We start from the raw sequence: 17,410 nt of genomic DNA on the forward strand, positions 1-17,410 counted from the left end.
AGGAGTATGGGCGCAGACAGGTCTATAACCGGCCTCTCGGGGGGAGAATATGACTTATCGCGGAGGCGCCATTCTCGTCGGCGCAATTCTTTTCGAGATTTTTGGTTCCTCGGCAGCGCCGGCGCAGTCCGCCTTCCGGAATTATCATTGTGCCGACGGCACGCAGTTCATTGCCGCGTTCTTCGACGGGGACACCCGCGCGCATCTGCAACTCGACGGCAAGGCGGTGACACTGACGAAGCGTCTGTCGCTGACGGGCACGCGCTACAGAGGCGGCGGGGTCACGCTTGAGATCACGCGGGCCGGATTGACCAGGCTCCGGCATGCGAAGCGGCCGGTGACGGCTTGCGAGCAGGCATGAAAAAAGGGCCGAAACGCTTCGTTCCGACCCTTTCCTATTGCCCTGCTGCTGTCTGACGTTTTTGCGCCACGCCTTTGCGTTGCGTCGGCATCAGTGCTCGCGGCTCGGTTTGGCATCGTCGATGGCCGCCTGATGGTACCAGCTCTCGCTGCAGGCCGAGGTCGCGACCTCAGCGGCCAGCTCGCGTACCGTCCGCATCTCGCCGTAGCGGCGTCCGCCGAGAGCCGCGCGGCCCCCAGCCGGGAATTGATAGATCGTTGCCGATCCCTGATTTTGGCCCGTCGTAATCATGTCAAAGTCTCCTATGGCCGGAGCGAGCCTCCATGGTGCGCCCGACTCATTCGTGTGTCGTTACCGTCATTTTGATATCGGCCTGGGTCCGACAGGGTGCAAGTTGACCAAGAAACAGTCATTCTCTGTCTAATTCGTGTGCAAATCCCGGTTTGCATCCTGCGAGGCAGGATGCAGCTGACCAACGCTTGGGCCGAGCCGATGGTTGCTCGGCGCCCGATGGTTGGACACGAACTGTCACATGGCTCTGCCGCCGCATTAATCGGTGGCGGACGCCGTAGCTGAATTTGCTGCAGAAACGAGCGGCGGACGGCGCTGGGAGAAGATTTTGGCTGGCCGCGACGCATGCCAGCTGCGCTGCTTTGTCGCAGCTAAAAATGCGATGTCCGCTGTGGACATCCGCGGGCCCGGCGGGTGCCGCAGTGCAGCGACTGGCATTTTAATTGCTTAGTAAGAGCCGGCCGATGGTGGCCGGGTACGCGTGCGGCGGCCGACTGGCTTTCGGTTCCTCACGGTTTTGCATCATCAACAGAGAGGTTCAATGACCAAGTACAAGCTCGAGTATATCTGGCTCGACGGATATACGCCGACGCCGAGCCTGCGCGGTAAGACGCAGATCAAGGAATTCGCGTCGTTCCCGACCCTCGAACAGCTCCCGCTGTGGGGCTTTGACGGTTCGTCCACCCAGCAGGCTGAAGGCCACAGCTCTGACTGCGTGCTGAAGCCGGTCGCCTGCTATCCCGACGCCGCGCGCGAGAACGGCGTGCTGGTGATGTGCGAAGTCATGATGCCCGACGGCAAGACGCCGCATGTCTCGAACAAGCGCGCCACCGTTCTGGATGACGAAGGCGCCTGGTTCGGCTTTGAGCAGGAGTACTTCTTCTACAAGGACGGCCGTCCGCTCGGCTTCCCGGAAGAGGGTTATCCGGCGCCCCAGGGCCCGTACTACACCGGCGTCGGCTACAAGAACGTCGGCAGCGTTGCCCGCAAGATCGTCGAAGAGCATCTCAATCTCTGCCTCGCCGCCGGCATCAACCACGAAGGCATCAACGCCGAAGTGGCGAAGGGCCAGTGGGAATTCCAGATCTTCGGCAAGGGCTCCAAGACCGCCGCTGACCAGATGTGGATGGCCCGCTATCTGATGCTGCGCCTCACCGAGAGCTACGGCATCGATATCGAATTCCATTGCAAGCCGCTCGGCGACACCGACTGGAACGGCTCGGGCATGCACGCCAACTTCTCGACCAAGTACATGCGCGAAGTCGGCGGCAAGGAGTACTTCGAGAGCCTGATGAAGGCCTTCGACAAGAACCTGATGGATCACATCGCCGTCTACGGGCCGGACAACGACAAGCGTCTGACCGGCAAGCATGAGACCGCGCCGTGGAACAAGTTCAGCTATGGCGTGGCTGACCGTGGTGCCTCGATCCGCGTGCCGCACTCCTTCGTCAACAATGGCTACAAGGGCTATCTGGAAGACCGCCGTCCGAACTCGCAAGGCGACCCCTACCAGATCGCTTCGCAGATCCTGAAGACGATCTCCGAGGTTCCGACCGGCGCCAAGGCTGCGGCTTAAATGGCTGCGGCTTAATGGCTGCGGCCTAAGCAGCTGTCGGACCCGGATGGAGCCATCCGGTACCGCAATCGGGTCCGCCAGGGCGACTGCCTTGGCGGACCTTTGCTTTTTAACGACAGTCTTTGCGGCGGGCTTGCCGCCGAAAGCGGTTTCACTGCGTTATGAACCGCGCTAGACAACGGTTGTATCTTGGCTGCCGGGGACACGGCGCTTGTTTGAAGGGTTTTACAAGGTCCGGTTCGAGTTGGGCGGCGCTGCTGGCCGCAGCGTGATGTATGTCGGCGACGGCAAGATGCTCGGCGGCAACTCGGCCTTCGCCCATATCGGCACCTACCAGAAAGCCGGCGACGAGGTCGCGGTCGAGATCCAGACCGTCCGCCATAACCCCGATCCGAACTACCGCGCGATGGCCGGCACCGATGACGCGACGCTCATCGCCAGGGGCGGGCCCGATGGCGAGCTCTACCGCTTCAAGGGCGAGCTGAAGGAATTACCCGGCGTGCCGTTCCAGTCGGTGATGGCGCCGATCACCGAGGACGAGGTCCCGATCGCAGGCGGGGTCGGCGAGGGCGGCATCATCAACGGGCTCTATTCGATCCACATCCAGCTGCTCGACGGTGTCGACGGCAGCCTCACCGGCGTGATGCTGCTGAACAACGGCCGCATCCTTGGCGGCGATGCGTTCTTCTATTATCTCGGCACCTACACCTCCGAGAAAGGCCGCTGGAAGGGGCAGATCCTCAATCAGGAGCACACCTCGGCGATGGGCGAGAACCCGGTCTTCGGCGGCCATGAGGTCGGCATCGGCTTTGCCGGCACCTGCGACGCGGAAGGCGCCGTGCTCGAAGCGACGGCGCTCGCCGGCAAGCGCAGCCTTCGCCTCAAAGCCGCGCTCAAGCTGATGCGGCGGGCGTAAGCGGGATGGACAATTCGGTTCGCGTGCTCTCGACGCTGGCGCTGAAGGGCGCGGTCGCGCGCCTTGCCGCGGCTTACCAGGCCACAAGTGGTGTGCGGATCGATGCCGACTTCGCGCCGACGCTGGCGCTGCTCGAACGCCTGCGCGGCGGCGAGGCCGCCGACCTCGTGATCCTGACCCGCGAAGGCCTCGACCAGATGACCGGCGAGGGCTGCGTTGCGCGGGAAAGTGTTGTCGATCTCGCACGCTCCTATGTCGGCGTCGCCGTGAGGGCGGGCGCTGCGCATCCCGACATCGCGAGCGAAGCCGCATTGCGTGCGGCGCTGCTCGGCGCGCGGGCGGTGGCCTATTCGCGGCTCGGCGCCAGCGGTATCCTGTTCGCGCAGCTGATCGCGCGTCTCGGCATTGCCGAGGCGATCAACGCCCGTGCGGTGGTCATTCCGGCAGGCTTCACCGCGGAACGGCTCGTCAGCGGCGAAGCCGATCTTGCGATCCAGCAGATCAGCGAGTTGATGCAGATCGATGGCATCGAAATCGTCGGGCCAATCCCCTTAGGCTTGCAGACGCCGGCGGTGTTTTCCGCGGGCCGCATGGTCGACTCACGACGCGCAGCGGCCGCCGATCATCTGCTGCGGTACCTGGCGTCGGCCGAGGTCGCGCCGGTGCTGCGCGAGACCGGGCTCGAGCCTTGAATTTGTCCACACCGAGACGCAACCTGCCGGTCATGTTCAGAACACTCCATGCAATTGTCCTTGCCGTGGCGCTGGCCGCACCTGTGCTAGCCTACGCGCAATCGGCCGACCTCGTGCTGTGCGACCGGCTTGCCGCCGATCCCACCGATCCCGACAAGCCGGCTGACGTGAAGGGCGTGCCCGAAATTGCGTCGGCGGATATCGCGACTGCGATCAAGTATTGCGCGGTGGCGGCAAAATCGTCGCGCCGCGCGATGTACGAGCTCGGCCGTGCCTATGCGGCCAACCGGCAGACCGCGGAAGCAATGTCGGCCTGGCGCAAGGCGGCCGACAAGGGCTCGACGTCGGCGATGGTCGAGCTCGGTGTGCTCTACGGCAATGGCACCGGCGTCGCCAAAGACGAGGCGCAGGCGCGCAAATTGTTCGAGCGCGCGGCGCAGGCCGGCAACGCGCGCGGCGTCAGCAATCTCGCCGCGCTCGGCGGCAGCGTTGCGTCCGACCCGGCACGCGCGCGCGAATTGCTCGCCAAGTCTGCCGAGACCAATGCGGAGGCGCAGTACCAGCTCGGCATGATGCTGGCTGAGGGCAAGGGCGGCGCGCAGGACGATGCCGGCGCGCGGGCGTTGTTCGAGAAGGCTGCCGCGCAGAACCATCCGGGCGCGCTGGAGCGGATGGGCGCCTTCGCGCAGGCCGGCCGCGGCGGTCCGAAGGATAGCGATGCGGCAAAAGCCTATTACGAGCGCGCAGCGGCGCTCGGCGACGAGGACGCCAAGAAGGCGCTGGAGCGCGCCCGCTGTCCGTACGTGATCAAGGACAAGCGCGGCAATGCCGTGACAAATCTCTGCTTCTAAAGCGTTTTCGAGCGAAGTGGACACCGGTTCGCGTGAAGAAAACGCGTCAAACAAGAATCTAGAGCTTCGGTTCTGATTCACTCAGAACCGAAGCTCTAGGAACGCTCGCGGTCGCATGTCGTTGCCGTGCGACAGGCATTGGTGAGGCGATGTCATGATCCGCAAGCTGCGTTCCGGCGAGTACCGGCTGTATTCTCGCAAGGTCAATCCGAAGACCGGCAAGCGCCGCAATCTCGGCACCTTCAAGTCACGCGCGGCAGCAGAGAAGCACGAGCGCGACGTGCAGTACTTCAAGCGCCACTAAGCGTGTGTGCTAGGGCGCAGGGCAGGCTGCGCCGGTCTTCACCCAGGCCTCGACCAGAGCGCCGGCCTCTGCCTGCGTGCCCGGCGCCGGCGAGCGGCCGAAACCGGGATGCCAGGCCCAGCCGACCAGCGTGTCCTTGCCGATATGCTCGATCAGATCCTCGACCTTGCGGCCGCCATTGCGCGCGGGGTCGCGGATTTGCTCGCAGATCTCGCCGATGGTTTTCCCGGCCCAGGCCATCTCGCGCGGCGCGAGATGCCATTCCGGGTGACCCGGCACCCGGCCGGGATCGAAATTGGCGTGCTGGTGGCAGATCGAACAGCGCATCGCGTTGGTGCCATGGCCGTCGGCGCCGCGCGTGACCGGGGGCTGGTGCATGCGGCCGATGTCGCCCTGCCGCGGGCTGTCGCCGGCGGGATGGCAATTGGTGCAGCGCGGATGGGTGAGCACCTTGCCGAGCTCGGTGAAGATCGCCGCGGAGCGCTGCTCGGCATTCTCGATTCCGGCAAAGCTTTCTGGCGAGGCGAGGGCGTGGCTTGCGCTTTCCGATGCCGCATAGCCGGCACACAGGCTGGTCGCGAGAGCCGTCAGCACTGCCATGATCCGAAACCGCGTTTCCGATGTCATCGCGCGTGCGCTCATTTGTTGGCGGTCAGATAGCGCTTGGCATCGGCGAGGATCACGTCGCGCACCGCCTGATGATACTTGATGTAGCCGGTGCAGCGGCACAGATGGCCATCGAGCGCGTCTGCAATGACGGTCTCGAGCTGGTCCCGCGCCACCGGCTCTCTTGCCAGAAGTTCGAGCAGCACCTGGCCCTCGTTGAGGAAGCCGGCCGTGCAATAGCCGCACTGGAACGCGAAATGCTCGATAAAGGCGCGCTGCAACGCGGAGAGCTCGCCGTCCTTGGCATGGCCCTCGACTGTGCGGATCGCCTTGCCGTCGAAATTCGCCGCCGGCACCACGCAGGTCGGGGTGGTGTAGCTCGTGCCGTCGGGGTTATCGATGATGACGGCGCAGCTCAGGCATTGCGCGGCGCCGCAGCCGAATTTGGTGCCGGTCATGCCGAGCATTTCGCGAAGGAAGTCGTTCATCGAGAGGTCGTCGCGGACCTCGATCGGGCCGTGCTTCCGGCCGTTGATGGTGAGGTTGAGCGTCGTCACGCAAGCGCTCCCTTGAGCAGGCTCGTTGTCACCGGCAATGAACGGAAGCGATAGCCGGTGGCATCGTTGATGGCGTTGAGCAGCGCCGGCACGATCGGGATCATCACCACTTCGGCCATGCCCTTCGGCGGTTCGTCCGGCGTCAGCGGCGGCAGCATCTCGATCTCGAGATCGTGCAGCGGCAGGTCGGAGCCGCGCGCGATCAGGTACTGGCCGAGATTCCACTGCCCGTTGCCGGGGCCGCCTTCGAACGGCGGCAGGGTTTCGAGCAGCGCGTAGCCGACGCCCATGGCAAAACCGCCATGCGACTGGCCCAGCACCACTTCAGGCACCAGCGCCTGGCCGCATTCGAACACGCTGTAGGCCTTCGCGATGCGCAGGATGCCGGTCGTGCGCTCGATCTCGACACGGACCAGCGTGCCGCACATCGAGGTGTAGGCGGTGCCGATCCGGTTGTTGTCGGTCGGCGGAAACTTGACGCTGACGCGGTCGATCCGCTCGAACCTGCTGCGGCCGCGGCGGATCGCGAGTGCGTCGATCTCGGCGCGGTACTGCTCGCCGAACAGCGGGAAGCGCGCGCGCGACCAGGCCCAGCGCGAGAAGCTGTGCGCCACCGCGCCGGTGACGAAGCCGCGCGCATGCGCAGTCGCGGCAAGCTTGGGCAGCGGCAGCGGCGCGAGATCATCGAGCACGAGCTGGCCCTCGTTCCAGCGCGCTCTATCCCATTGCCCGGCGCGCGGATCGGCCTTGCCGATCTGCCAGAGCTCGAGTGCCGCCGGCCACAGGCCGAAGCGGAAGATGACGCGGGCGGCTTCGGCCGACGAATGCGTGCCGACATGGGCGCCGATCGACGCGCTCGTCGCCGAGCTGATCGCGGGAACCCAGCGCGGATTCTTCTCGGCGAGATCCTGGGTCTTCTGATCCATCGTGTAGGGATCACCCGAAGTGATGAGCCCGAGCGCGTCATAGCTGTCGACCCTGGAGACGGCGACCTCATCGGCGACGACGCCGAGATGGCCGGCAACGCGGTTGGCAAGCGCGGTGCCGATGCCGTTGCCCATCTCGACGTGATCGCAGAAGATCGCGATCCGTCCCTCGGGATCGATCTCGACCCGGCCGAGTGAGCAATCCGCGCCCGCGCCGTAATCCTTGGTGACGCATGCGACGCCGGTGCCGACCAGCTGTCCCTCCGATGCCTTCTGCTTGAACGCGGCGCGCTGCTGCCAGATCGGATGCTTTTCGAGCTTGTCGAGGATGTCTGACGTGCGCACCGACACGATGTAGGGATTGCCGGTCATGGTCCGGCCGTTCTGCTTCAGCGCATTGTTGCGGCGGAACGCGATCGGATCGACCTTGAGCTCGCTCGCCGCCTCGTCGATCAGCACTTCCAGCGCGGTCATGGTCTGTAGCGTGCCGTAGCCGCGCATCGACCCCGCGGTCACGCCGCGCGAATGCAGCGCCACCGTGGTGACGTCGACCTTCGGGACGTCGTAGATGCCGATCGCCGCGGTGGCGGCCACGGTCGCGACGTTGGCGGAGAAATTGGCGAGCCCGCCGCCGTCGAGCACATGGTCGGCGGCGAATGCCGTGATCTTGCCGCTCTTGCGATCGATGCCGATCCGCGAGCGCATCTTGATCGGGTGGCGTTTGATGCCGCCCTGGAATTGCTGGTAGCGGTCGTGCGCCAGCCGCACCGGCCGTCCCGGAAAGAACATTGCCGCCAGCGCCACGTAAAGCACGAACGGGGTGTGGTCGCGGCCGCCGAAGCCGCCGCCGATATGGGCGAACTGCGCGTTGATGTGCGAGGGGCGGAAGGGCCGGCGGGCCTTGCCGAGCATGAAGGCGATCGACTCGGTCGCCTCATAGGGCGATTGCACGCCGAGCACCAGTTCGAGATTGCCGCTGTTGTCGCTGTACCAGGCGAGCCCGCTCTCGGGTTCGAGGAACATCGGATCGACCGACTGGGTCTCGAACTCGCGGTCGAGCACGAGCTGCGACGGATCGTCCTTGGCGAGCTGGGCGCGGATCTTTTCGCCATGGATCGCGGCCTTGGCGTAGTCGGCCTTGGTCTCCTTGGCGAGCGGCAGCCAGACCGGCAGTGCCGCGTTCTGGATCCGGCTCGGTGAGACCCAGCCGGCCTGGATCGGCGAATAGACGTCGGGCGCATCGGGCGTGGCGCCGGCCACGCGGGTGAAGCGATACGCGCCGAAGTTCGGCAGGACGACCGGACCGGTCTCGTCGCCGAACTTGACGAAGCCGACGTCGCGCAGCGCGAGGCGCGCCCGGTCGAAGGCGTCGAACTGCTCGAAGATCAGCAGCGCGACCGGCTGTCCGAGATAGATCGGCGTCGTGCCGACCGGGCAGAACAGATCGCCGGTGTAGAACTCCGGCACCCGCATGCCGATCCGGTCGAGATCGACCGCAGTCACGACGACCGAGGGCTTCGCCGGACCATCGAGGCGGGCGAGGTCCATGCCGGCATAGACATGCGTGGCGTCGTTGGCGCGGACCAGGATGGCGTGCGAGGTGGTCGCAGGCCAGCCCGGCATGTCGGCGGCGCGAAAGTCGGAGGCGTAGAGCTTTGCGCCGGTGACCTTGGCCACCCCGTCGACCCGGCCGGCGCCGTTGGCCGCCGGATTGAAATGGCCGCTCCCGGGAAGCGTCTCGCGCGTTGCGAAGGCCGGTTCCTTTGCAAGCGCCAGATGCGACAGGCTGACCGAGATGCCGCCCGCCGACAACCACTTCACGAAGTCGCGTCGCGAGGGCCGCATGGTCTGATCTCTCATCAACGCTTCGGCGGCGTATCGCGCCGCGGTTTATGAATTGCCGTAATACACGCTGCAGTGTTGCGGCAAAGCGAGCGCGATCGCAATGCCGCAATAGGTCGTAGCCTTCTCACTTGTAGATCTGGCCTCACTTGAGGTCGGCGATGGTGGCCGGTCCCGGACCCGGGGTGATCAGGGTCGGCCACTGCTTGGAACCGAACGGCACCAGCGGCGGCAGGAAGGTCGTCATGCCGCGCTTCTTGGTCTCGGCGATGATCGCCTCGCGCGCATCGCCCCCCATCAGCTCGTAGTCCATCAAATGGTAGCTGCCGAAGAACAGCGCGCCGACCGAGCGGTCGGCAATGATCCGGGTCAGCGACTCCAGCATGTCCGACGGCGTGGTCGTGAAGGAGATCGTCTCGATCAGCATCAGGCGGCTGTTGATGGCGTCAGGCCCGAAGAACTGCGCCAGCACGCTGAAGATCACGTTGTTCTGCCGCGCCACATAGATCGTGTTGCTCGCGCCATAGGTCTTGTCCCAGTCAGCGCCGAGCTGGGTCTTCCAGTCGGCCATGACGGTCATCCAGTGCGCGACCTGGGTCTGCGCGGCCCAGGCGACGTTCCTGGCGAGCAGCGGCGCCTGCTTCTTGCCGAATGCCTCGAGCGTCGCGAAGGGGATCGCGCCGGCGGTGAGGCATTCATCCATGAAGGCGATGTTGTTCTTGAGGATGGCGCGGTTGTTGTCGCGCCAGTCCGCCTGCATTGCCGCGGCATCGAGCCCGTCGAGCGCCGACTGCATCCGGCTGCGATAGGCCTGCATCGACCCGCGCCACGCCTTGTCGTCGGGATTGTCGACATAGGGGCCGACCACCTCGGCCAGCGCCATCGTGCTGTGGCCGACCGACTTGAGCAGCTGATAGACCACCGGCACCTGCGGCGCCTCGGTCGGCGGCTTGCCCGGCCGGTACAGGATCAGGCGGCCGCCGGCGCCGGAGAACAGGCCGAGGATCACCGGATGCTTGTCGAGGATGTTCTTCTGGAAGATCCGCGCCGCATCGCCATAGAGCTCGAACATGCCGGTGTTGAGCGCAAGCACGTCCTTGGTCGCGATATCGGCCGGCGTGGAGGCGGTCTTGCCCGAGATCGGCGCCATGTAGTCGGGCTGCGACTGGGCCAGCGCCGCGCCACCGCTGCCGAGCAGCAACGCCAGCGCGGCGACGACCAAACGGAAACGATGGGTCATGTTGTGCTCCTCGCAACCTCCGACTCACGCCGAAGCCCGGGATGCGGCCTCTCGACGCTGGCGGGATGCGCAATTCTTTTGACGCAAATGAACAGGGATGGTCGGTCCCGCATGACGCAACACGACGAGGGCGGGTGCTTACAGCTAAGCGACGAATCGGCGGGTGTCCACACCCGGAGACTGCCCGGGTGCTTGCGTCATAACGTCATTCGACGACGGATTCAGCGGAGCTTTCTCATTCAGGGAATCAATCGCATCGACCGGCTTGCCGATGGCCTCAATCCTTGATCGGAAGCACGCCGCCGATGATCAGCGCGATGCCGGCCAGTCGTGAAATCGATACCGGATGCTGCGCCAGCCCGAACACGCCAAAATGGTCCATCGCGATGCCTGCGGTCATCTGACCCGCGACCACCAGCGCCAGCAAGGTCGCGGCGCCGAGCGACGGCAGCAGCAGGATCATCAGCAGGATGAAGACGCCGCCGAGGATGCCGCCGCTCCAGGCCCACCATGGCACAGCCGATACCAGTTTCCAGGACGGCACCGGCTCCCGCGTCGCGACCAGCACGACCGCCATCGTCACGAGGCCGCTGAGATAGCTGACGAGTCCGGCCCAGGCCGGCGAGTTCAGGGCGGACCGGAGGTTGCCGTTCAGGACCTGTTGAACAGCCACGGCGATGCCGGCGCCGAGCGCGAGCAGATAGAGAAACCAGACTTGCATGTGACGCCCCAAAACCGGCCGCTGAAGAGCCTCATGTCATATTCCATTGGCAACACTCGTGGCATGCATGGAGCACGGCGCGAAACCCCGAGGAATGGGCTTCCACCCACGTCCCAGATCGAATAAGAGGCCGCAAACCCTCAGTTCCCAGTATGAGAGCATGATCCGCCTCGATAACGTCTCCAAGCAAGTCGGCCACCAGATCCTCTTCATCGAAGCCTCCGCGGCGCTCCAGAAGGGCGAGAAGATCGGCCTTGTCGGCCCGAACGGTGCCGGCAAGACCACGCTGTTCCGGATGATCTCGGGCCGGGAAATCCCCGATGAAGGCCAGGTCTCGCTCGATCGCGGCATCTCGATCGGCTATTTCAGCCAGGATGTCGGCGAAATGTCCGGCCGCAGCGCAGTCGCCGAGGTGATGGACGGGGCGGGGCCCGTCAGCGTGGTGGCAGCCGAGCTTCGGGAACTCGAGGCCGCGATGGCCGACCCCGACAAGGCCGATGAGATGGACGACATCATCGCGCGCTATGGCGAGGTGCAGCATCAGTTCGAGGAGCTCGACGGCTACGCGCTCGACGGCCGCGCGCGCGAGGCGCTGTCCGGTCTCGGCTTCAGCCAGGAGATGATGGACGGCGACGTCGGCAAACTCTCCGGCGGCTGGAAAATGCGCGTCGCGCTTGCGCGTATTCTGCTGATGCGTCCCGACGTCATGCTGCTCGACGAGCCGAGCAACCATCTCGATCTCGAAAGCCTGATCTGGCTGGAGCAGTTCCTGAAGGGCTATGAAGGCGCGCTGCTGATGACCTCGCATGACCGCGAGTTCATCAACCGCATCATCAACAAGGTGGTCGAGATCGACGGCGGCCAGCTCACCACCTATTCCGGCAATTACGAGTTCTACGAACAGCAGCGCGCGCTCTCCGACAAGCAGCAGCAGGCGCAGTTCGAGCGGCAGCAGGCGATGCTCGCCAAGGAGATCAAGTTCATCGAGCGTTTCAAGGCGCGCGCCTCGCACGCAGCCCAGGTGCAGAGCCGGGTCAAGAAGCTCGACAAGATCGAGCGGGTCGAGCCGCCGCGGCGGCGGCAGACGGTGGCGTTCGAATTCCAGCCGGCGCCGCGTTCGGGCGAGGACGTCGTCAGCCTGAAGAATGTCCACAAAGCCTATGGCAGCAAGCGCATCTATGACGGCTTTGACTTCATGATCCGCCGCCGGGAGCGCTGGTGCGTGATGGGCATCAACGGCGCCGGCAAGTCGACGCTGCTGAAGCTGGTCGCCGGTTCAACCGAGCCCGACGACGGCGCGGTCGCGGTCGGCGGCAGCGTCAAGATGGGCTATTTCGCCCAGCACGCGATGGACCTGCTCGACGGCGAGCGCACCGTGTTCCAGTCGCTGGAGGACGCATTTCCGCAAGCCGGGCAGGGCTCGTTGCGTGCGCTCGCCGGCTGCTTCGGCTTCTCGGGTGACGATGTCGAGAAGAAGTGCCGGGTGCTGTCGGGCGGCGAGAAGGCGCGGCTCGTCATGGCCAAGATGCTGTTCGATCCGCCGAACTTCCTGGTGCTGGACGAGCCGACCAACCATCTCGATCTCGCCACCAAGGAGATGCTGATCAATGCACTCTCCGAGTTCGAGGGCACGATGCTGTTCGTGTCCCACGACCGGCACTTCCTCGCCGCGCTCTCCAACCGTGTGCTGGAGCTGACGCCGGATGGCATCCATCAATATGGCGGCGGCTACACCGAATACGTCGCGCGCACCGGACAGGAAGCGCCGGGATTGCGGAGTTAGTACTGCTTCGTAGCCCGGATGTAGCGAAGCGAAATCCGGGTCAGTCCTTCCGCTCGCCAAAGTCGTCGTTGTCTGTCGCTCCGCTGCCGCCCCAATCAGCCGGCAATATCCCATCCCGGATGTATCGGTGAAGGGACGTGTGTTGCCAGTCGGCAGGCGAGGAGGCCAGCCGGTGCTTGGCAGGATTGTGGTGGATGTAGTCCGATGCGCCGCTCAAGATCGTGTTCGTTGCGGATGGTGTGTTCCCAAAACCGTCTCTGCCAAAGCGGGTACTCGCCGCGGTGGTTTGCGGAGAGCGGCACGCCGGCGGCAACAACGGAGCGCGTGAAGTGGCTCTTGATCTGGCGCCACCGATCAGAGAAGTCGGCATCGCCGCGTGGCAATGTCATCACCGTGTGCAGGTGCTCTGGCAGGATCACGATGGCGTCCACCGTGAACGGCTTCTTGGCGCGCGTTGCGCGAAAGGCATCGCGCAACAGCCCGACATGCTCGACCAGTAGCGACGATGCGCGGTCTTCCAGCGTAACCGCAAAGAAGAACGTGCCGCCGGGTATGAAGTTACGTCGATATTGCACCATACGGATAGATTACCCCGGATTTCGCTTCGCTTCATCCGGGCTACGGGGTTTGCTAAACCCGCCACCGTGCGCAGAACGCCTCGACGTCGCCGGACTGGAATTCCGGTAGCCGCTCCCAGATGGTTTCGGGTGGCCAGTTCCACCAGGCGATCTGCGACAGCTCGGCCGCGATCTTGCGGTTGAACCGCTCCTTGATCGGCCGGGCCGGCACGCCGCCAACGATGGTGTAGGGCGCGACATCGCGCGAGACCACCGCACCGGCCGCGAGCACTGCGCCGTCTCCGACGGTGACGCCGGGCAGCACGATCACGCCATGGCCGATCCAGACGTCGTTGCCGATCACGACGCGGTCGGCGCGCCGATCGCTGAAGAAGCCATGATCGCGCTCGGCGGACGCCGAGTAGTATTCGGGGCAGTAGGTGAAGCGATGCTGCGAGGGACGCTCGACCGGATGATTGGGCGCGCCGATCCGGACTTGCGCCGCGATCGCGCAGAACCGGCCGATCTGGGCATCGGCGACCATGCAGCCGCTGCCGAGGTAGGAGTAATCGCCGAGCTCGGTGTATTCGACCGCGGTGTCGCCGAGGACTTCGCAGCAACGGCCGACCTTGACCTCCCGCAGCTTGACCGTCGGCTCGATGACGGTCTCGGCAAGCTTGGGGCGGGGCGGGTTCGATTCGGTCATAAGGTTTGTCCTCGATGCGGCGAGCGGCGGCTTCAGTCGCACGATTTCTATGACGGCGAGATGACAGGAGACGCCGGATCTAGCGGCCGGCCAGACGGGCGATAGTCTCGATCTCGTTGGTCCAGATGCCGCCGGAATAGTTCTCGGGCAGGCGCCGGAATAGCTCGGCATCGTCGACCCCGGTCGAGAATTCGCCGCCCTGATAGGGGCCGAGCACGAACACCACGCTGTTTGCCGCCGCCATGCGGTTGAGGAAACGGTCCGGCCATCCCCACAGCCACGGCGCGTAGTTGATCGGCACCAGCACGATGGCGTCGCGGCAGGCGTCCGGCACGATGCCGGTCCAGCCATAGCCGAGATAGCGCACGAGGCAGCGCTTGATCGCTGCGCGCGAGATCGTCCGCGTCCCCGGCGCAAGACGCCGGATCGCCTCGATCGGATCGTCGCCGCCATAGACCATGATCAGCTTGCGTCGCTCGGTGGGAAGCCCATTCAAGGCCGCCGCGAGCTTCTCGCCCTCGGAGGGATCGCGGCTCTTGACGTTGATCAGGAGCCGGCGATCCGGAAAGGTCGTGAGCACCTCGTCCAGCGATGGCATCAACCCGATGCCCTTGCCGCGGAATGGAAAGGTCTTGCCGCCATCGGCGGTGTAGCCATAGCCGATATCGAGCATCTTCAGCCGTGCCATCGGCTGTTCGCGGGTGACGCCCTGGCCGTCGGTCCGGCAATCGACCGTCCAGTCGTGAAACACCGCGAATTCGCCGTCGGTCGTTGGATGGACGTCGAGCTCGACGATATCGGCGCCGCGATCGAAGCTCGCCTGCATCGAGCGGATCGTGTTCTCGAGATAGTCATGGGTTGGCGGCAGCATGCGCGCCGCGGTGCAGGTGTCGTTCCTGAGGTCGCGTTCGTCGAAGCGTTGCGCCATGCCGCGATGGGCGAGGAGCACCGGCTTGCCGCCGGCGTGGGCTGCGAGAAGACTGGAGTTGTTGAGGTAGATGCCGGCGGTGATGGCAACGACAGCCGCTGCCGCGTATTTCAATTTCCTGCCCAAGCGACTCGTTTCCGTGCTGGATGGTTGCTCGGGGTAGGAGGCGTTTCTGGTCGATTTGCGGCGGCCTAATCCTTCAAGCCGTCGACTGCGGCAATCGACCTCACCATCGCATCCCTGAGCGCCGCGCTGTGAAGTCGTGGGTCGCACCGGGGTGGACCACGACGTCGATCTTGCTGCCGGCAGCGATCGAGCGGCGGGCGACGTCCTGGCACCGTTCTGGCGATACTTCCTCGTCGTCTATCACGGCGAGCGGGCAAGGCGATGGTGGTTCGCAGTTTGCTGCCGCGGCCTGGTTCTTTGAACTCGTCGACAACGGCAATCGCCTTGCTGAGCAAGTCCGCGCGCGGAATCAAGGCGCTAGTCGGGTCGAGAAATATACACTGCAGATTGTTGCACTATCGAAGGTATCGCGATTCGCATGCTTGCGTTTCGGGCCTCGATAGGTTCTAAGCCCGGTGACTTCATGACCGTTGGCATGAACAAGAAGCGCGCTGCGTGGCTTTACCACATTCTGGACAGAGTTACATCGTAGCTCGCGCGCCCCCCAAATTCAGAGGATTTCAGCATGGCCAAGATGACGAAGAATCAATTGATCGACGCGATTGCCGAGGGCACGCAGATATCGAAGAACGACGTGAGGACCGTCATCGAGCATATGGCGACTGTTGGCTACAAGGAGCTGAACGAATCCGGTGAGTTCGTCATTCCTGGCTTTGTGAAAATGTCGGTTGTGCACAAGCCTGCCACGGAAGCTCGCAGCGGTGTAAATCCTTTCACGAAAGAGCCGATGGAATTTGCAGCGAAGCCGGCCAGCAAGTCGGTCAAGGCGTCACCTCTCAAGGTCGCCAAGGACGCTGTTTAAAGACCACGGTTTGCGGCAAGCCACGCGCGCAAGCAATGCAACGGCGCATGGCCTGCCGCGCTGTGTCCGGCTTGTCCGGCCCAGCATCGCCCGCTACGCTTCTAAAAAAAGCGGGAGCGAAGCGGCATGAAGCAGATCAGGATCGGCGACATCACGATCGACGCGGTGATCGAGCGCGAGGGGCCGTGGCGGCGGCCGCAGGATTTCTTCCCGACCTATGACGACGATGTGTTCAAGCATCATCTGAAGACGATGGAGCCGGAAGTCTTCGATGCCGCGCGCGGCATGATGATGATCACTTATCAGACCTTTGTGGTGCGGACGCCGCGCTACACCATCCTGGTCGACACCTGCACCGGCGAGGACAAGGGGCACCCGCCGCCGTTCGACTTCCCGGGCAAGGAGCGCTGGCGCAACGAGCTGTTCGCGCTCGGCATCTCCTATGAGCAGATCGACTACGTGTTCTGCACCCATCTGCATATCGATCACACCGGCTGGAACACCACGCTGCGCGACGGGCGCTGGGTGCCGACCTTCCCGAACGCGAAATACGTCTTCCACAAGGGCGAGTATGCGGCCTGGGAGGCCGAGAACGCCAAGGGCGCCAATCCGCCCGGCACGGTGTTTCGCGACAATTGCCTGCCGATCGTCGAGGCCGGGCAGGCGCTCCTGGTCGACGACGACTATGCGCTCGACGACACCGTCACGCTGACGCCGACGCCGGGCCATTCGCCCTGCCATTGCTGCGTCAACATCTTCTCGAAGGGGCAGCGCGCGGTGGTCGCCGGCGACCTGATGCACCACGCGATCCAGTGCCGCGAGCCGGAGTGGTCGGCCAAGCCCGATTGGGATCCGAAGCAATCGGCGGTCTCGCGGCGAAAGTTCTTTGCCTCCGTTGCCGGGACCGACACGCTGATCTTGCCGATCCATTTTCCGGCCCCCACGGTCGGCCTGATCAAGGCGGACGGCGACCGCTTCGACTATCGCTTCAAGCGCGAGTAGGCGGCGCGGGCGTTCGGGGCAATGTCAGCCGGACCGCGCCGCGCTGGTCCGGCGCGGAACCTGGGTCAGAAACCGTTCGAGATCGCTGCACAGGCGATGGGCGAGCTCCTCGTCGATCTCGAACGTCGCGACGCTGCCGGCACAGTCGATTGCGATGGTGCCGCGCAATGGTGCGGCGGAGACCGCCGATACCGCGATGCTTGTTGCTCTCTGCATGGCCATGTCGTCAACTTCTCCTCGTGCCGGTTGCCGCCAATCCTGATCTCGGAATGACGGCGCGTCCCTTTCGCTTTCGTTCTTCGATGAATCTCACGCCGATCTCGGTGCCGTCGACACGAACCAGCTCGCAGCGGCGGAACGCCAGTCCGCGCGAGGACAAGACCAGGAAGAACTCCTGGGCCTTCAGCACATCAAGCGTTCCGTCGACCTCGAGCCGGGCACCGCTTTGCGAGACGTCGAGCAGGATGCAGCTCCGCCGCCACGTTCCGTCGACCCCCATGAGATTGACGGGATGGCGCGTCTCAAGCTTGACGCGCTCCGCCCTGCGGTCACCATACGCCATT

20 protein-coding genes are annotated in these 17,410 nt (G+C 64.6%); 9 read left to right on the forward strand and 11 right to left on the reverse strand.

Annotated elements, in window-relative coordinates; genetic code table 11:
• The first annotated feature begins 49 nt into the window (after positions 1-49).
• Complete coding sequence (locus AAFG13_RS02660) at positions 50-361, forward strand: MliC family protein (protein WP_212317635.1); 312 nt, start codon at positions 50-52, stop codon at positions 359-361.
• 90 nt (positions 362-451) lie between these two features.
• Here AAFG13_RS02660 and AAFG13_RS02665 read toward each other — a convergent pair whose 3' ends face one another.
• The gene (locus AAFG13_RS02665) at positions 452-652 is read right to left on the reverse strand and encodes a DUF2735 domain-containing protein (protein WP_342711040.1); all 201 of its coding nucleotides are present in this window, start codon (positions 650-652) and stop codon (positions 452-454) included.
• A 541-nt stretch (positions 653-1,193) separates the two neighbouring features.
• On the opposite strand from AAFG13_RS02665, the gene AAFG13_RS02670 reads away from it, so the two are divergent.
• From AAFG13_RS02670 to AAFG13_RS02690, 5 genes are all read left to right on the forward strand, one after another.
• Positions 1,194-2,228 carry a glutamine synthetase beta-grasp domain-containing protein gene (locus AAFG13_RS02670; RefSeq protein WP_024581543.1) on the forward strand — a complete coding sequence of 345 codons (1,035 nt, stop codon included), beginning with the start codon at positions 1,194-1,196 and terminating at the stop codon, positions 2,226-2,228.
• 211 nt (positions 2,229-2,439) lie between these two features.
• Entirely contained in the window at positions 2,440-3,144 is a 705-nt protein-coding gene (locus AAFG13_RS02675; protein WP_342711041.1) for a GrlR family regulatory protein, read from the forward strand.
• Between the two features lie 5 nt (positions 3,145-3,149).
• Positions 3,150-3,836 carry a substrate-binding domain-containing protein gene (locus tag AAFG13_RS02680; RefSeq protein ID WP_342711042.1) on the forward strand — a complete coding sequence of 229 codons (687 nt, stop codon included), beginning with the start codon at positions 3,150-3,152 and terminating at the stop codon, positions 3,834-3,836.
• Positions 3,837-3,868: 32 nt separating this feature from the next.
• Positions 3,869-4,687, forward strand: coding sequence for a tetratricopeptide repeat protein (locus tag AAFG13_RS02685; protein WP_212317627.1), 819 nt, complete (start codon positions 3,869-3,871; stop codon positions 4,685-4,687).
• A 154-nt stretch (positions 4,688-4,841) separates the two neighbouring features.
• A complete protein-coding gene (locus AAFG13_RS02690) occupies positions 4,842-4,991 on the forward strand; it encodes a hypothetical protein (RefSeq protein ID WP_016843021.1) in 150 nt (49 codons plus the stop codon).
• 9 nt (positions 4,992-5,000) lie between these two features.
• On the opposite strand, the gene AAFG13_RS02695 is transcribed toward AAFG13_RS02690, so the two are convergent.
• From AAFG13_RS02695 to AAFG13_RS02715, 5 genes are all read right to left on the reverse strand, one after another.
• Entirely contained in the window at positions 5,001-5,618 is a 618-nt protein-coding gene (locus tag AAFG13_RS02695; RefSeq protein ID WP_212317624.1) for an Isoquinoline 1-oxidoreductase subunit, read from the reverse strand.
• Positions 5,619-5,629: 11 nt separating this feature from the next.
• A complete protein-coding gene (locus AAFG13_RS02700; RefSeq protein WP_212317622.1) occupies positions 5,630-6,154 on the reverse strand; it encodes a (2Fe-2S)-binding protein in 525 nt (174 codons plus the stop codon).
• A complete protein-coding gene (locus AAFG13_RS02705; protein WP_342713535.1) occupies positions 6,151-8,925 on the reverse strand; it encodes a molybdopterin cofactor-binding domain-containing protein in 2,775 nt (924 codons plus the stop codon). The genes AAFG13_RS02700 and AAFG13_RS02705 overlap by 4 nt, the downstream gene beginning before the upstream one ends.
• A 142-nt stretch (positions 8,926-9,067) precedes the next feature.
• The gene (locus AAFG13_RS02710; RefSeq protein WP_212317620.1) at positions 9,068-10,162 is read right to left on the reverse strand and encodes a hypothetical protein; all 1,095 of its coding nucleotides are present in this window, start codon (positions 10,160-10,162) and stop codon (positions 9,068-9,070) included.
• A gap of 277 nt (positions 10,163-10,439) precedes the next feature.
• A complete protein-coding gene (locus tag AAFG13_RS02715; protein ID WP_342711043.1) occupies positions 10,440-10,883 on the reverse strand; it encodes a DMT family transporter in 444 nt (147 codons plus the stop codon).
• 160 nt (positions 10,884-11,043) lie between these two features.
• Between AAFG13_RS02715 and AAFG13_RS02720 the strand changes: the two genes are divergently transcribed.
• The gene (locus AAFG13_RS02720; RefSeq protein WP_212317616.1) at positions 11,044-12,666 is read left to right on the forward strand and encodes an ABC-F family ATP-binding cassette domain-containing protein; all 1,623 of its coding nucleotides are present in this window, start codon (positions 11,044-11,046) and stop codon (positions 12,664-12,666) included.
• A 95-nt stretch (positions 12,667-12,761) separates the two neighbouring features.
• Here AAFG13_RS02720 and AAFG13_RS02725 read toward each other — a convergent pair whose 3' ends face one another.
• The 3 genes from AAFG13_RS02725 to AAFG13_RS02735 all read right to left on the reverse strand — a co-directional run bounded on the left by AAFG13_RS02725 (position 12,762) and on the right by AAFG13_RS02735 (position 14,983).
• Positions 12,762-13,244: a transposase gene (locus AAFG13_RS02725; protein ID WP_342711044.1), complete on the reverse strand. Its 483-nt coding sequence runs from the start codon at positions 13,242-13,244 to the stop codon at positions 12,762-12,764.
• A gap of 52 nt (positions 13,245-13,296) precedes the next feature.
• Positions 13,297-13,929 carry a DapH/DapD/GlmU-related protein gene (locus AAFG13_RS02730; RefSeq protein ID WP_342711045.1) on the reverse strand — a complete coding sequence of 211 codons (633 nt, stop codon included), beginning with the start codon at positions 13,927-13,929 and terminating at the stop codon, positions 13,297-13,299.
• A 79-nt stretch (positions 13,930-14,008) separates the two neighbouring features.
• Complete coding sequence (locus AAFG13_RS02735) at positions 14,009-14,983, reverse strand: glycerophosphodiester phosphodiesterase family protein (protein ID WP_342711046.1); 975 nt, start codon at positions 14,981-14,983, stop codon at positions 14,009-14,011.
• Between the two features lie 565 nt (positions 14,984-15,548).
• Between AAFG13_RS02735 and AAFG13_RS02740 the strand changes: the two genes are divergently transcribed.
• Positions 15,549-15,845 carry an HU family DNA-binding protein gene (locus AAFG13_RS02740; RefSeq protein WP_092113589.1) on the forward strand — a complete coding sequence of 99 codons (297 nt, stop codon included), beginning with the start codon at positions 15,549-15,551 and terminating at the stop codon, positions 15,843-15,845.
• A gap of 126 nt (positions 15,846-15,971) precedes the next feature.
• Complete coding sequence (locus AAFG13_RS02745; RefSeq protein ID WP_342711047.1) at positions 15,972-16,847, forward strand: MBL fold metallo-hydrolase; 876 nt, start codon at positions 15,972-15,974, stop codon at positions 16,845-16,847.
• Between the two features lie 24 nt (positions 16,848-16,871).
• Here AAFG13_RS02745 and AAFG13_RS02750 read toward each other — a convergent pair whose 3' ends face one another.
• Together AAFG13_RS02750 and AAFG13_RS02755 are read right to left on the reverse strand one after the other, a co-directional pair.
• The gene (locus tag AAFG13_RS02750; RefSeq protein WP_224943190.1) at positions 16,872-17,063 is read right to left on the reverse strand and encodes a hypothetical protein; all 192 of its coding nucleotides are present in this window, start codon (positions 17,061-17,063) and stop codon (positions 16,872-16,874) included.
• A 10-nt stretch (positions 17,064-17,073) separates the two neighbouring features.
• Positions 17,074-17,409, reverse strand: coding sequence for a PilZ domain-containing protein (locus AAFG13_RS02755; RefSeq protein ID WP_212317610.1), 336 nt, complete (start codon positions 17,407-17,409; stop codon positions 17,074-17,076).
• Position 17,410: the final 1 nt, after the last annotated feature.

Origin of the sequence: Bradyrhizobium sp. B124, assembly GCF_038967635.1 — a bacterium.
Taxonomy (GTDB): Bacteria; Pseudomonadota; Alphaproteobacteria; order Rhizobiales; family Xanthobacteraceae; genus Bradyrhizobium.